7 protein-coding genes and 4 pseudogenes are annotated in these 16,176 nt (G+C 38.8%); 3 read left to right on the top strand and 8 right to left on the bottom strand.

All coding sequences use genetic code 11. From position 1 onward, the window contains the following. Positions 1-10 precede the first annotated feature (10 nt). Together JO40_RS08775 and murG are read right to left on the bottom strand one after the other, a co-directional pair. Positions 11-478 carry a CvpA family protein gene (locus JO40_RS08775; protein ID WP_044979010.1) on the bottom strand — a complete coding sequence of 156 codons (468 nt, stop codon included), beginning with the start codon at positions 476-478 and terminating at the stop codon, positions 11-13. Between the two features lie 32 nt (positions 479-510). Then, positions 511-1,688, bottom strand: a pseudogene (murG, locus tag JO40_RS08770) (undecaprenyldiphospho-muramoylpentapeptide beta-N-acetylglucosaminyltransferase). A 162-nt stretch (positions 1,689-1,850) separates the two neighbouring features. Between murG and JO40_RS08765 the strand changes: the two are divergent. Continuing rightward, positions 1,851-3,017 carry a haloacid dehalogenase-like hydrolase gene (locus JO40_RS08765; protein WP_044979009.1) on the top strand — a complete coding sequence of 389 codons (1,167 nt, stop codon included), beginning with the start codon at positions 1,851-1,853 and terminating at the stop codon, positions 3,015-3,017. A gap of 118 nt (positions 3,018-3,135) precedes the next feature. Here the strand turns inward: JO40_RS08765 and JO40_RS15345 are convergent. From JO40_RS15345 to JO40_RS08735, 5 genes and pseudogenes are all read right to left on the bottom strand, one after another. Next, positions 3,136-3,837 (bottom strand): annotated as a pseudogene (locus JO40_RS15345) (hypothetical protein). A gap of 353 nt (positions 3,838-4,190) precedes the next feature. Beyond that, a pseudogene (locus JO40_RS08750) lies at positions 4,191-6,430 on the bottom strand (hypothetical protein). A gap of 41 nt (positions 6,431-6,471) precedes the next feature. Next, positions 6,472-7,688 (bottom strand): annotated as a pseudogene (locus tag JO40_RS08745) (fibronectin type III domain-containing protein). Continuing rightward, a complete protein-coding gene (locus JO40_RS08740) occupies positions 7,678-10,455 on the bottom strand; it encodes a FecR domain-containing protein (RefSeq protein ID WP_044979007.1) in 2,778 nt (925 codons plus the stop codon). Before JO40_RS08740 ends, JO40_RS08745 begins: the two are co-directional and overlap by 11 nt. After that, complete coding sequence (locus JO40_RS08735; RefSeq protein ID WP_044979006.1) at positions 10,409-12,319, bottom strand: adenylate/guanylate cyclase domain-containing protein; 1,911 nt, start codon at positions 12,317-12,319, stop codon at positions 10,409-10,411. Before JO40_RS08735 ends, JO40_RS08740 begins: the two co-directional genes overlap by 47 nt. Positions 12,320-12,558: 239 nt before the next feature. On the opposite strand from JO40_RS08735, the gene JO40_RS08730 reads away from it, so the two are divergent. Both JO40_RS08730 and JO40_RS08725 read left to right on the top strand, forming a co-directional pair. Then, positions 12,559-12,969: a hypothetical protein gene (locus JO40_RS08730; protein WP_044979005.1), complete on the top strand. Its 411-nt coding sequence runs from the start codon at positions 12,559-12,561 to the stop codon at positions 12,967-12,969. 25 nt (positions 12,970-12,994) lie between these two features. Further along, positions 12,995-15,736, top strand: coding sequence for a hypothetical protein (locus tag JO40_RS08725; RefSeq protein ID WP_044979004.1), 2,742 nt, complete (start codon positions 12,995-12,997; stop codon positions 15,734-15,736). Positions 15,737-15,765: 29 nt separating this feature from the next. Here JO40_RS08725 and JO40_RS08720 read toward each other — a convergent pair whose 3' ends face one another. Continuing rightward, positions 15,766-16,170 carry a type II toxin-antitoxin system HicB family antitoxin gene (locus JO40_RS08720; protein WP_044979003.1) on the bottom strand — a complete coding sequence of 135 codons (405 nt, stop codon included), beginning with the start codon at positions 16,168-16,170 and terminating at the stop codon, positions 15,766-15,768. Positions 16,171-16,176: the final 6 nt, after the last annotated feature.

Genomic DNA, 16,176 nt, shown 5'->3' with positions numbered 1-16,176 from the left:
CCTATAAAAACTACAACTGCTTGGTTATATCTAAAATAAATGGAGAAAGAATTTTAGCAAAAATGCTTTCACTCAATATTTTATCAAATGAAACAAAGGTTTGTATATTGATGAGCATTAGGATAACTCCTATTACAATCAATCCCTCTACAAGACCTAAAAAAAATCCCAATGACCTATCCAAATTTTTTAAGGACTCGCTTGAAAAAAGAGAGCCTAAAAAAACTTGCACCAATTTTATAACCAAATAAACGGATAAAAATAAAATCAAAAATGATATTATAGCGGATAATGACTTTTCGCCTAAAAGCTCGGTAATTACGGGAGTAAGTAATTTATAAAACAAAAAAGCTACAAGCCCGCCGACAATAACCGCCGCTTTTGAAAAAAACTCGTCTATAAATCCTGTAATAGTAACCTTAATAACAAAAAAAGCCATGATAATCAAAAAAACTATATCGGCACTTCCTATCCGCATTTAATTATTCTCCACCATTTAATTATCTCCATCTATTTAAAACTCCTAATCCTTAACGGTAAAAAAGTTTTTAAAAAATCGGCAATTACAAGGGCAGGTTTTTCACCGGCCAAGGCAGCTGAGGCCTGAGCCATCTTTTTTAGCCTCTCGTTTCCGGTTACGCTTTCTTCAAACCCAAGCTCCCGTAAAAGCCTTATAAAAATATCGGGCCTTACATCTTCACCCAAAAGAATTTCTGCGGCACCTTTTTTCTTAAAGAATTCGGCATTTTCTATTTGATCGCCGCGGGAGCTTCCCTTTTCAAGAGGAACCAAAATCATAGGCTTACCGGCAGCTGCCGATTCCCAAACCGTATTGGCACCTGCCCGCGACACCACAATTGAAGAAAGGCTTAAAACATCGGCCATCTCTTTTTTTATAAAGGGATAGGGTTTATAGTTTTCTGCAAATTCGGGAGAGGAGTTTAAAAGACTATCTTTAATTTTTTGTCCCTGATCCATATTGGCTTCCCCAATCTGATGAACCACAACAAAATGCTTTACAAGATATTCGATTGAATCGGAAATCAAATCGTTTAACTGTCTTGCACCTAGACTTCCACCTAAAACAAACAAAACAGGTAAGTCCGATTTTATGTTTAAAAAGGAGAGTCCCTTTTCAGGCCTGCCCGAATAAAAACTTAAGCGGACTGGATTCCCCGTACATATAACTTTTGAGCGGAGAGAAGCCGGTAAGAGCTCCGCCGTTTCTTGATATGAAACCAAAATATGATTTGCAAATTTAGAATTAATCCTTGTTGCAAGGCCGGGCGAAAAATCACACTCGTGAGTGATAACCGGAATTTTTAAGAATTTTGCAGCGGCACAGGGAGGCACCGAAACAAAGCCGCCCTTAGAAAAACAAAAAGAGGTTTTAACTTTAAAAGAATAAAAAAGGACTTTATAAAGCCTGCCGCAACCTTAAAAACATCTATAAAGTTTTGAAAACTAAAATACCGCCTCAATTTTCCGGCAGGAATACCTATGAATTCAAGAACTGAAGGAGAAGCCGAGTAAAGCTCGGAAGATTCAACTATTTTGCGGTCAATGCCCTTAGCAGAGCCGATCCAAACTATTCTACATTCTAAAGAAGAGCTCAAGGCCTCGGCAACTGCCAGTCCGGGAAAAATATGCCCCCCCGTTCCGCCTCCGGTAAAAACAACACATTTCATGGAATTCAGTGTATCACAATGACACAATTTTGAAAAGAGCTATTTATAAGGTTCTCAAAAAATTGACATTTTTATAGACTACTTATAGAGCATATCCTAAAGAGTTTCAATTTTTTCCCCTTCCGATTGACTTTATTTTATAATTTATTCATAATAAGTCTTATGCTTAACGATGATGCTTTAATTTTAAAGACGGGAAATTGGGAGCCTCAAAATAAAAATAGGCTCGAAAAACTGATAAGGGAAAAAGCCTTTAACGGAAATTATGCCGTTTTTGACTGGGATTTTACTTCAATTTTTTATGACACACAGGATAATCTTTTTGTATATCAGATTGAAAACCTTTGTTTTAATTTAAGCCCCAAAGAATTTAATCAAACCATAAGGGCGGGGATTCCCCAAGATGAGGTTTTACCCCATACGGTAAACATTGAAGGCAGGGTCTTAACTGCCGATGAGCTTTCCGACGATTTAAACGAGCGCTATGAGTTTCTATATAAAAATTATTCAGGCCTAAGCGGAACAATGAGCCTTTCAGAAATTACTTCAACTGAAGAGTTCATAGATTTTAAGGCTAAGATGCTTGTCTTAATGAGAGGAGCCGCCTCACTTTGCGGTGTGGATATAGGCCAATCCGTAAGCACAGGTATGACACTGGAAGAAATATCGGCCCTTACGGAAACGGCGATAGACCAAGGCTTAAAAGACGAAATAAAAACTTATACAGTACGCTCATCATCGGTCTTAAAAGGAAGGTCAGGAGAAGTAGAAGGCGGATATAGAAAGGGTTTGCGTGTTCAAGAAGAAATGCAAGACTTGTTTTCGGCTTTAAGGAAAAACGGAATCGAAGTCTATATTTGCTCGGCTTCCCAAGAAGACAATGTCCGCGTTTTTGCCACCCTCCCAAAGTACGGATATAAGCTGGACACTAAAAACGTTTTCGGAAGAAGAAGGCTCTTTGATAAAAATAAAAAACTTACAGTTATAGACGACACCTCTATCCCTGCAACAAGGAAAGAAGGAAAAGCCGAGGCTATAAAAAAAGTCCTTGCCCCCAAACATCAAAACAAGGCTCCTGTTCTAATAGCCGGAGACGGAGACGGCGATTTTTATATGATGGATGCTTTTAAAAATGAAGCCCTAATCCTAATCCTTAACAGAAGCCCCAAAAAAGAGGCTAAAATATATCCTCTTTTAATGAAAGGAATTAAAGAAAGAGGCAATCCTGACGCTAGGATAATTGTCCAGCACAGAGATAACAAAAAAGGCTGTTTTATTTCAACTGCACCGGAAGAAGAAAAGCCGCTGGACAGCCTCCCTGAAAAGTAATCTACCCTCTCTGCAGTTTACTTTTTATTTAACCGCAGCGAGCGCAAAGTGATTTTTTTTATGAAACTAAGAAAGAAACAGCTAAACTTATATGTAATTCCCCATTACACATTACCAATTAATTAATCGCTTCCACTTCTTCTTTACTGAGACCGGTGGCTTTAGCGATAATATCAATTGAAACACCAAGCTGTTTTAAATTGCCTGCATCCTCTAAGGCTTTTTTGTACGAACCGTCGGCAAAGCCTTGCTGGATGCCTATCCTTAAACTTTCTTCCCTCTGTACTGCAATGTCTGTATCATAGTCGTATTCTGCTACTAACATGTTGATTACCTCTCTTTTGCAAATATGCGGGCATTTGTGTTGTCGCTACGCCGAAATAAATGCTCAACGTATACCCGATACGTCTCCGCTTTATTTCGACTAGCTCCTAGCATCTACTCCTCCTATTTGCAAAAGTCCTTCAGTACCGCCACGGATGGCGGTGGTTTTAACTTCACGATGTTTTGAGCTTTGCTCAAAACTCGAAGTCAAGGAATGTATACGGAAGTACATTCCTTGACGGGGCATATTTTCGTTTATCGTAGATTGACATTCAGCCAATACAATGATTTTACCGTCTACAAGGCAGGAAACGTCGTTTATTATGTTCATGTACATAACATTTTCAAGTCTTATATTTTCTACGGGACAAGAAATTTGCAAATTTGTTCCGTGCAAAGCGTTATAAAGCGACAAGAAATTTTCCTTCGCCTTTTTATCTTCGCTGGAAAGGTCAACGAACACTGAATCTTTATAATTGCGCTTCTGTTTACTCATTTTTCTACACCCTATACTTTTATACTCCGCTACGGATGGCGGTAGTTTCAACTTCGAGAGTTTTGCTAAGGCAAAACTCTAAGATAAAAAATGTACACGGATGTACATTTTTTATCAATTTTCTGTTTGATGTACTCATATGCCCTCCTTGTCATATTATACCATACTTGCAGCAATTTTAAAAGGGCAGTTTTTTTTAATTTAACCGCAAGGAACGCAGAGAGCGCAAGGGAATTTAGAGGAGCTTTGTTAAGATATTCTTTAATTTTTTCGTTGCGAACTTCGTGGCCTTAGCGGTTCCCTCCGCAGTGTCGGGAGCTATGGCTCCTTGAATTACCAATTATTCATTATTGTTACGGCTTTATTTTTAGCTTGCCGTTGCTATCTACTTCCCATTTCTTAAGAGACGGCGTTGTTTGCGGCGTTACCTCAAATTTCTTGTAGTTTTGCGGTGAGCCGCTTGTTATATTGCTGCCTGTAAGCACTTGAGTTGTCGTCTGATAATTTGAGTTCGGTACCGTAATGAGCGCAACAGGAGCCGTACCGGTAAGGGCTCCGTCAAGCTTTATCTTTGCATCATTGTCCAAATACACGTCGTTGTTTGTATCTATTTTTGCACTGCCGGACATCTTCATTACACTAGTGCCTGAGGAAACATACACGCCTATGCCTCGGCTCGGTTGAGGAATATCCGTCGCTTGGGTTGTGCAATCCTTAATGGTACCGCCCGACATATTGAAAGTTCCTCCTTCGCCAATAAAGACCCCTGCGCCGCAGTTTTTTTCCACTGTGTGGATAATATTTTTTTCTATAGTGCCGCCCGTAAAATTAACGGTTCCTCCCTTTATACAAATACCGCCGCCCCCAACATCTTTGGGCGGAGTGCTAAAGACGCCTTGAGCCGCATGATTGGCTTTTATTGTTCCGCCTGAAATATCTGCTTGTCCGTGTTCGTCAACATAAATACCGCCTCCAAAACACCATGCTTTATTACCCGATATTTCACCGCCTGTCATTGTAAATATTCCTTTGTTGGTTGCGTCAGTACCTTTTACATACACACCTGCCATGTTGGTAGCCTCATTATCTTTGATAGAACCTTCTTTTAAGATAAACTTTCCTCCTCGTATATCTACGCCGGAGCTTCCGCCGTTTACATAATTATTGCAGATTGAACCTGCCTCCATCGTAAAAGTACCGCCGGTAATTTTTACGGCATGCGCAAAGTTTCTAATTTCTGTAGTGTTACCCTTAACGGTTACCGCTCCGCCGTTTTGTTGTATACCGCAAATAAATGTGTTAGCACTAGGTGCATGAGTGCCAGTTTTATTAGCTTTTAAAATGACGGAATCGAGGGTAAGTGTTCCTGCTGTTGCAAGAAGATACTGCTCGGCGGTTGGGTCGTTGCGGTTATCATATATTATCGCAGGTGTATTTTTTCGTAAAGATACGATTGTAATAATCTTATTGTTTTCAATATTGAGGGTAGACGTTTCTTCAACTGTGCCGTCTGCAAGAATGATGTACGGTATGTTGCTTGCTGTACATTGTATCAGTGCCTTTGCAATAGTCGCATACGGTTTTTGCTTTGTACCGTTTCCAGTGCTGTCATTACCAAAGGCAGCTTCCGGTACGTTACTGGTATACCAATTGGCCCCTGTTCCGCGAACATAGAAAACGGGAAAAATCGCCTTTGCAGTTGTCTTCAATTCTTCTGAAGTCAAACCCTGTTTGTCTGTAAGTTTAATTGTATAGTCTTTTTCTGCTTCATGTTCCGCTTTAACATCGGTTTTGTAGTACAATGCCCAACTGCCTGTAGGCAACGCAGGTGCATCAGGTATGAGAAGTTTTTCAATCTCAGAAGCTTCAATAAAAGCTGGGTCTGTAGGTTTTATAAAATCGGTGCCTGCGCTATTTATCTTCAGGTCGTATTTTGTTTCATTGATTATGAGGTGTAAAATATCTCTATGGAGCTTCGTGCCGTTAACCTCATCGGCCATATTGGGGACTTGCAAACATAAAACGTAATACTTTGTCCCCAGCTTTGTCTGCGCAAGAGTGACGGACGGCTGAGGCGGCGCTGTGTCCGCCTTTAGGTCAGGCTGAATTTTTTACTGAATTTTCTGCCGTCTGTAGACATAAGCGTAATTTCCGGGCTGATGTTACCGTTACTCCACTCGTGTGCTTTTAAAAAGCCAGGCTTGTACGTGAGCTTCAATACCGTTTTGTCGGGTGTCTGCTCTAAAGTGTAGCCATTAGTACTGTCATATACCGGCTGCGTTGAAAGCCCGGAAAAATTTATAATCTTCTGCACATCTGTGGCTGAGGACGTTGATGTAGGCGTAATTAAGGTAAATTTTCTCGGGTTATGCAGTTTAATCGTAAGCGTTACTTCATTTGTAGACGGTATGCACTGTACGCTGTCAGTGTTTGTTTGCTGCGGCTTATCAATACTGAATCCTGTAGGAACAACTTCACTCGACCAGTAGCCTAAAAATTCTTCAGGATAGTCAATGAACTGTTTACAAGTTGTAAATAAGGCAGCTGTCAATACTGCCGTTCCAATTGTTAAAATCTTTAAAAGTTTTTTCATCACTGATTACTCCCTTAATTTTGGGGGCGAGCTTTCCAATACTAAAATTCCCAGCCTACTGAAAGCGAGGGCTGCACTATGTATTTGGGAAAACTTTTTCTAAACGGAATTATATGATCGACATTTAATTCTATATATAATTTTTTATAAACATAAACCTGCAAGGCTGTTCCGAAATTCATTGTCAAACCCCAGTACCAAGCTTGATCGCTTCTAAAATCGGAATCGTCGAAAATAAATTGTGTATTTACCATAAATGCAGAACCGAAACCTAAGTGTGCATCAAAATTAAGGCGGTGCCTTATTATAGATTTCATATAAACAGCCTGTATGCCGGCTAAAAGAAGACCCGCAGACAGGGTATAATCGGTGTTTTTATTTTTTAAGTACATCCCCGAACCGGTAAGATTAAAGCCGAAATTTCCGTAGGAACGCTTTATAGGCACAAAAGAAAACCTTAAAACGCCGCTTAAGGCGGCAAAATCTTTTCCAAAGTATTCTTTAAAAACCTTGTTCCCTGCAAAGCCGTTAAAGGCATAGCCGCCCGACAGATAAATATCAACAGGTTTTTGAAACTTAAATGTCATTTTTTGTTTTGAATCTTTTAAACCGCTTGGGTCGGTAACAACAAATTCATACTGCCCCGGATTAATTCTCAACATATTAAAACTTATTTTTGCCTTAGTTCCGTCAGGGCTTATCTCTAAAATTTTGCCCAAAATAGGAGAACCGTCTTCCTTTTTAAGAGCAAAGGTAGTTTCTTCCCTAAAATTCTTGCCTGAAAGGCTTACAACATCGCTGTATTCTTCGTCAAAATATATTGCCTCCGGCGAAACTGAAAAAGTTTCAGGCTGATAAGCCAAAAGAATATCAAAATAACGGTCTGCACTTACAGCATCTACCTGACCTAAAAGGTTTATAACCTTTATCCTGTACCGGTAATTCCCGGCAGGTAGGGACACTTCAAGAGAATTTTTATTTAATTTCTTTTTATCTATAACAACCCACTTGCCGTTCTTTTCTTTTTTTTCAAGCTCGAATTCATAATGCAATATACTTTCTACCTTTTCCCAAGAAAGAGTTTGATAAAAAACCGTTTTTTTCCTTCCGTTTCAATAACATAATTTTTCTTTACGGCATTGCTCTCTTCGGTATTTGAACTTTTATCTTCGGCATTTTGAGCAAAAATAGTTAAAGGGAACAAAAGCAACAAAAATAAAATCACTAAATGCCTAGTAAATATTCCATTATCTTCCATAAAGGACTCCCGTTTCATCGGTTTCTACATTATCTTTTTTGGGTAAATCGATGTCAAAGCGCTTTCTTGAAGGAGTTCCGGTTTGAAACACCAATCCGCTGTCCAAACGCCTTTCGGCAATAACTTCTATAGAAAATGCACCGCGCGATAACCGGCTTAAATCCTTAAATTCATAAACAAGTTCCCCTGCTCCCTTTGCTTTAATTTCGGTGCTTGCAATTACCTTGTTTTTTTCGTTATATATTTTTACAACATAGTGGGTCGCCTTTTCAACGGGTTTCCACTTAAAGGCTATACTTCTATGTGAAGAAAAGAACGGAATACCTAAGACTTCTTTTTCGCCCGGGAATATAAACTGTGTTCTTGGAAGTGGCGGTATGGGCAAAACCGTAAATGCGGAATATTTTTCCGATGAAATATCGAAGCCGTCCTCAGTTTCGGCTATTACCTTCCAGCGGTATTTTCCTGATATTAAAGACGGAAGCTGAACCTTATACCCTGCATCTTTTAAAGTAAAAACCGGAGTCCTGACGCCTACCTTTTCCAAAATAAATTCTACACCTAAAGGCGGATGAACGGAAGACCACTCTGCCTGATATGGATTTAAAGCGGCTTCTATACCGTCAAGTTTTTCGCCTTCGGCAGGTTTTAGCAGCTCTACAGGCCTCAAATGTTTTGCGGTAAATCCGTAGGCTTGAGATTTTCCAAACTTTCGGCTTGAAGTCAATGTTGCATTTGCAAAGGCCTGTATATTCAATATGTAATCCCCGTCTTCAAATTTATCCATAGAAATTTCTATTTCGGTTTTTGAGGCAAAAAGGTCTTCATAAAAAGGTTTAGAGCCGGGAATCCTGTCCGTCAGTTTTACCTGATAGTAATCCGCACCTTCTACCGGTTTCCAGTTAAATTCGCTTTTACGTCCGGGTACTATGACAATACTCTTTTTTGTATTTTCCATTTCAGGCTTATCGAGAAGAGGAATAACATTTAATTTTTTTATATCGGATGTATATTGCTTTCCGTCTAATTCGGTGCACACACGCCAATACCATTTGCCTTCAGGTAAGATAATGCCGTCAACTCCTAAACCTTTGACGGTCTTATTAACGGTAAGAGTTTTAAAGTCTTCGGTATTTGCGATCTGAAAAATCTGTTCCGAATCGAAATTGCTCTTCCATGTAAAAAAGGTGTCTCCCGTCAAGGGCTGCAGCAAATTATAATCATTAGGCGGAAAAACGGCACGCAAAATAATCTCTGAGTCCATAGTTCTAAAAGAAGCCGGATCGCTTATACCTATTTCGTTATCCTTTGCGTCAAGAGAGGCAACAGTCATATAATACTCGCCGTTAGGCAAAAGTTTTGAAGCTTCTTTTAAGTCCAAATAGCTCGTTATGACTATATTGTTTATAAGAACATCGGTCATATCCTTATCTCTCGCTATTTTCACCCTGTATTTTGCCGCATCCAAATTAGGTTTCCAAGAAAAAGTAATGCCCTTTCCTTTCGAGGTATCCATAACTTTTTTCATATGAAGAAGTTCGGGCTTTTCGGCATCTTCCGTCTTTTTTACACGGAAAGCCGAAACTTCGGAGGCTTGGGCTTTAAATGAAGAATCGAATCCGTATTTTGGAAGAACACGCCAATACCAAGTTCCTTCCGTCAATTCCGAAATCGAAAAAGATTCCGTGCTCGAATTTTTGACTACTTTAGGATTTTCCATATTCTTATTGTCTGCAATCTCAACCGTGTAGTATGAAGAAAGCTCATTACCTTCCCATAAAAATCTGATAGAGGGCGGATTCGTATTATAGGCAAAGGCAGTATCCGGTTCAGGAAGAAGAGTTACCGGAGCCGGAGCTTTGATAACCGTTACTTTTCCGGATACGGCATCTTCGCTTTCAGCTCCTGCCTTACCTGCATACAATCTCCAGTGCAGGGCACCGCTGTCATGCTTGACGGTAAATTCTTTTAAACCGCGGACATCATATTTTTTAGTATCTACGCTAAAATTGCTCAAAGGAGAAGTTTCAAGGAAAATTTCTTCGTTATTGGGAAAGGAAGATTGCCACTTAAATTTAATATCAACACCTAAATCATCCCTCGATTGATTTAAAAGTCTCAGGCTCTTTCCGGGGCTTATCATAACCAGTTTTGCCTGTTCGCCCTGCTGTAAGACGGAACCGGCTTCTAAAACTTCCGTTTCTCCGTTTTTTCCGCCTGTAACTGAAACGGAACCTTCTTCTACCGCAAGCTGAAGACTTTCAGCATCGCCTTTTTGAACATGCAATACCGAGCCTTTTTCGATGTTTATGTCAGCATTATCCGATTTTAAGCGTAAATTATTGTTTGCCGTTTTTGCCGAAACCGAGCCCGAATTCAAATTAAGTTCCGATTCTTCATTTTTTGTAAAAATCTGAACCATCGTGTTTGAGTCAACTTCGACTACATTGCTTGCATCCTCATTTCCCAAAAAATGAATGGTCGCCAAGGCTTCATTTGCAGTTCTTATAGTATCTCCGTTATATAAATAGGAATTTTGAACGGGACGATCCCATACGGCTCTATCGTTGAATTTACGCTGAACGGTTTTGTATTTATATTCAATGGTCGCTATGGGAGTATCCGTGCGTTCAAATGTTCTGTTTAGCTCCTTTACAAACAAAAACAAGTCAAAAAATATAACCGTCAGAGAAACAATGACCACAACAAGGTCTAAAAAATTACTGTTTGTTTTGGGATTGAATGTTGTATTTCTTTTCGTCTTCATTTACATCTACCTTATTTAAATCGGGAGTAGGAATTCCTAATTTTGCTCTAATTTGAGCCAAGCTCTTAGGCCCTTTTTCTCCGGCTCCGGGGATACCTGTTTCTTCAGGCATATTTATAACCGCAAACATTCTTAAAGGATCCGATTTTCCTTTAACCGTAACGGACGGCATTTCTTCAACCAATACCTTATCTTTTACAAGTTTATAAGTGTTTTCGGTAATAAGAATATCCGTTCCGAGAGGCTTATTTAAGGATTCGGTACGGGATGCTAAGTTTACGGCATCGCCTATTACCGTATATTCCATCCTCTTTTTTGAACCTATCTGGCCTGCAACTACGGGACCTGAGTTAATACCGCAGCCTATGCGGATTATAGGCTTTTTATCGCCTCCTCTGCCCTGATTAAATATAATTAAGGCTGCCCTCATCCTCAAAGCAGCCCTTATACAGTTAAGCGCATCCTCTCTGGGACTGCCCGCACTTGTAGGCGCACCCCAAACGGCCATAACTGCATCGCCTATAAATTTATCTACTACGCCGTGGGTATCGTTTACGCACTCTACCATCTGGGTCATGTACTCGTTTAGGAATTCTACAACCTCATTCGGTTCAAGTTTTTCAGAAATAGCCGTAAAGGAACGGATATCCGAAAAGAAGATAGTTGTATTCTTTGTTTCGCCTCCGAGTGCAAGCTCACCCTTCATAGCAAGCTCTGCAATCTCCTTATTTATAAAGCGTCCGAACGAATCTTTAAGTCTTTCTCTTTCAGCCAAGCCCTTACCCATTCTTACAAAGCTGTTCGTTAAAAGGCCTATTTCATCCTTAGTCTTAGCTTTAAGATCAAGCTCATAATTGCCCTGCTCTATTTCGCCTGCTGCCGAGGCAAGAGCCTTAACCGGAGAGCTTATCGATTTGGAGAAAAACCAGATAAAAAGGATTGCAAGAGCCAAGACCGCAACACCCAAGGTAACATTTTTAAAGGTTGACCTGACTACCGGTTCCAAAACCTTATCGGCTTCGGCTGTGGTAAGAACTGCAAGATCAGCTATCGAAAGTTTTCTGTAGGCTCCGAATTGTTTTTTACCTTCTTTGTCGGTAAAAAGAATTTGCCTGTTCATGTCTCCTTTTTCGCGCATTTCCATAAAGAGTTTTGAGTCCCTTACATTAACTCCGTTTTTGGTAAGTTCAAAGTCGGGATGAATTAAGATGTCTCCCAAATTATTTACAAGATAGGTTGTTTGAAGTTTTCCGGAACCTAAGTGCTCTGATAATGTTTCGGAAGAAAAGAAGATTACCAAGCCCTGATCCAAGCCATTCTCCTTATACGGGTAAAAAAGAACAAGAATAGAATCCCCAAAAAACGGAGAGGCATTTATAACCTGCGCTATTCCCTTTTCCGCCTGAATGGCCGTATCCATTTCGTTTTCGATAAATTCATCAATAATGGAAGAATCAAGCTCATGCGAAAGGAAGAAATTGGTACTCAAGAGTTTCCTATAAAGGCGTTTATCCATTCTTGCATCTGTAACCAAAACGGCTGCAACTTGAGGATTTCTCTCAAAATAAAAGTCGGCAGTCTGCTTTGCTATGCCTGATCCGCTTTCCGTCGAGTTAAGAACATCCAAGAACAAAAAGGCATTGGCCCTTATAGACAAAAGCTCTTTTTCTGCCGCAGCCCCTGCTTGAAAATTTACCGTTCTGTTGCTTTCCTCAGACATAGTTTGAATATCTTCTCCTACAAACCATGTAACGAGGCCTGTCATAGTCCCCAGAGAAAACACAACCAAAATCGAAATAATAATTATCAGCTTAGCACCGATTGAGAATTTAACCTTCTCGTTTGAGCCCTCATTTTTTAACATAATTTCTCCAAAAAAATCAGCATAATAGTTGTTATATATTTTATCACATAAAATCAAAATCTTCAATAAATTTATGGTAAAAAAATAAAAAAATCATCGATACTAAAGCCGATTTTAAAAATTCCGATAATCTAAGTATTGGAGGAATCGATAAACATTTCGGCTTGAAATACAAGCCTTCATGTTTATCTGCCGAGTTTTGCACACAAGATGCAAAACATAGCTTATTGGAGGGATAGATGGTTTCGAATAGTTCACCGCTTCAAGCTCTTTCTCAAATTGCAATGCCCAAGATTTCGGCAGGCGGAAGGGCCTATGTGCCCGTCAAACCAAGCCAAGTCCTCTATGCCCACTTTAAATATGTTTCGGGTTTTGCCCAAAACCAGGGCCAATCGGGCATGAGTATCGACAAGCTTAGAATCTTAAACTCCATAATTGACCAGCTTGTATCTATGAAAACCAACGAGGCCCAAAAGGCAGAACTTACAAAATCTGCAGCAGCCCAAGTAGAATCGGAGATAACCGAAAATCAAATAGACGGTCTTTTGGATTACTACCACAATCAGATCAAAAACACTATGATACAAACCGAAAATATCGGCTATGGCGGAAATCCTCTTCCTGCTGCCGTGCTCGACTTGACAGCCTAAGTTTTTTTACGCATAATTGCAAAATATGCAATTCAAAACAAAAACCGTTTTTATTTTCTTTTTAATCGGTATATTTATACACCTAAATGCTCAAAATCTTCTTGTTCAAAAAACGAAGTACTTCGATATAATTTATTCTCCCGTATCGGAAAAAACGGCAGCCCTAATTGCAGAATACGGCGACGGCTTTGCCGAGGAAATTTCTAAAAAACTAAACCGTAAAATTCCAAAAAGGATGCCCGTCTACATTCAAGCCGGAAAAGAGGCCTTAAACGGTTATTATACCTTTTTTCCATACCGCCGGATTGTTCTTTTTGATACCTTGCCGGAAGAGGGGCAGCTAAGCAATTTAAGCGATATAATCTTAAAAGTTCTCTATCATGAATTAACCCATGCAATTTCGCTCACATATTTTTTACCCCTTCTCCCCATGTCCTTTACTGAGGGTGTTGCAGTTTCTTACGAAAGTATGAATGATGACCAAGGCAGGCTGAATGATCCGTTAATAATGCACAGCTTAATGCAGGGCAGGATTGAAAATGCAAACCCTTCATGGAAACAAGCAGCCGGAGCGCGAGATGTCTACCCCGGCGGACTTTGGCCTTATATTTACGGCGGAGCATTTGCCGAATATCTTCAAAAAATTTACGGAATGGAAACCTATGCAAAATACTGGGCTAATCCTCTTTCGTCTTTCCCAAAGAGTAAGACAAAGAAAATTTTTGACAGGGAACTTGATAAACTTTGGAACAATTTTTTGGAATCCATTCAATTTCCCGAAAAGGCTATCATGCCGCAAGAGCCGATTAAAGAAGTATCTGGATTTAATATTACGGCAAGAACAAGTAAGGGCTTTGCCTGTTTTGATTTTACAACAAAAAACGTAATATTTTTTGATAATTCGGGAAAAGAAGAAAAACTTTTTACGGCAAACCCGACTCTTTCTTTTTTAAATTTTTCACAAGACGGAAAATTTCTTTTAGTGAGCGACTTAGTAGATACCCCTTTCGGCGAACACAATAGGGCTATCATCTTCGATATGCAGAAAAAAAAGTTTTTAGGTAAAGAATATCAGTCATTAAGATACGCATCTTTTTGCGGACAAACTATTTGCGGAATCGAAATACAGAGTCAGTTTTCGGAGCTTGTTTTAATCGATCAAAAATCTTTTGAAAAGACCGGCCTTTTAAAGGCCGGGCCGGGACTTCCTTATTCGGCACTTTATAATCCGGTATTTGCAGGCAAAAACAAAATTGCCCTCATTGCCGCCAACGGAATAAACCGCGATATTCTGATAATCGATACGGTTTCAAAAAAAATACAAAAACTTGAATTCGAAAATCCGCTTCCTGCAATAAGGTATTTGCAAAGCAACAATTCGGAAGAAGAACCTATTTTAAGTTTTTCATGGGCGGGTAAAAATAATCTTTATAGGTCGGCTTTTTTTAATTTAAAAACAAATGAATTAAACGTTTTAGAAAAAGATATTTCCGGAGGTACTTTTTTTCCGATTGTAAGCCGAAAAAAAGATACTAAAGAATACGAAGTTATTTATGTAGGTATTTTTACGAAGTATAATTCCTTATACAAAACAGATGCTTCCCTTTATACCGGCAGAAAAGTTTCGTTAAAGGACTTTGATATTTCAGCTCAGGAAACTAAAACAAAAATTCCTAATACCGAGATTTTAACTAAAAATAAATACAGTTATTTTTCGTGGATGCATAAACCCTTTCCCCTGCCCATCATTGATTTTTCGGGGCTCTTAGAAGAAAGCAAAGCCGTACCTATCGGTATAAAATTATATTGGAATGATCCTACTAACTTTTTATATTTTGAAAATCTTTCTCTTTTTTATTTTAAACCTTTCTTTTATGAAACATCCGTTTTGCTCAAAGCGAAAACAAGGCCTGCCGATATCAGGATTAAATTTTATGATGAAAATAAATCTTTTAAATATAGAAAAATCGGAAGCGGCATAGAAAGCGAATTGTTTTTTCCTTTGAATTCTTTTTATCATAATGTTTCGGGAAAAGCCGGTTTATCGATTGAGGGGTTCAGCTTTTTTGATTCTTCCTATAAAAGAGCAAAAACTCTCTATGAACAAAAATTAGGAAACCCCGTCCTATCCGAAGAATTGTCGGCTGTTTATACTTATCAAAAATCTTCTCAAAAATTAAATACGAATTTTTTTACAAAAGACTTTATAATGTTTCAGGCAGCGGCCGGATTAAAACACGGCTTTCATTTTCCTTCAAAAACAAATGCCACAGTTTTTCAGGTCTTTGCCGGCTTTAGACCGCCGGTAGTTCCGGTTAAATTAAATTTAAGTTCATATTTAGGATATAATTCTTTTGCAAGTCCTCATACCGGCAGTTACGGATTTTTTAACAATACGGCTATGATGGGTATGGCATCTTATCTTCCGGATATGAGCGAATATGAAAACGTAAAAAAACTTATCCGTCCGGGAAAATTAAATTACGGCTTCGGCTTTGAAGGAGAGGTAAATCTTTTAAGTTACGATATTCAAACAGGAAGTTCATGGCTTCCAATATTTTTTAACAGGCTAAATATTACAACAGGATACAGAGCAATCTTTAACTTTTTAGACGCAGAAAAAAACACGGCCGATATTTATCAGTCGGTTTACGGCAAACTTTATATGACCATAAGCACAGCCGCAAATATCGGTATAGAATATGCCCATCCTATTGAAAATGTAAAAATAGGAAAATTTAAAGCTATTATACAAATAAAATTCTAGGTTAAGACTTAAACGAGTGTTAGGTGATTTTACATAGCCCCTACGTATTTTTCTACTATCGTATTCTGTAATAATTGTGAAAAATTCACATTATTTTTTTCTGCAAGTGTATTCACCCATTTTGGAAGCGTTATATTCTTTCTTACACATTTACTTGAATATTTTTCACTATACGAATCCATATCTAAAATAAGCATATTTATAAAACTTTTATCATCAGGCAGTTTTATTTTTGTCGGATCACTTGCTTTTGGAACAGCATTTCCTTCCTCGATTTCCGTTAATATCCACCCTGATGCAGCATCTATTCCCATCTCTATCGCTTCTATAAGAGAAAAACCTCCGGAAACACAGCCTTGCAAATCGGGAAATTCAATACTATAACTATTATCTTCTTCACAATATGTTATTATTGCCGGATATGCTAATTTCATTTTATA

The organism is Treponema putidum, assembly GCF_000755145.1.
Taxonomy (GTDB): domain Bacteria; phylum Spirochaetota; class Spirochaetia; order Treponematales; family Treponemataceae; genus Treponema_B; species Treponema_B putidum.
The sequence above is the reverse complement of the archived record's forward strand: the minus strand, read 5'-3'. Positions and strand labels throughout refer to the sequence as shown.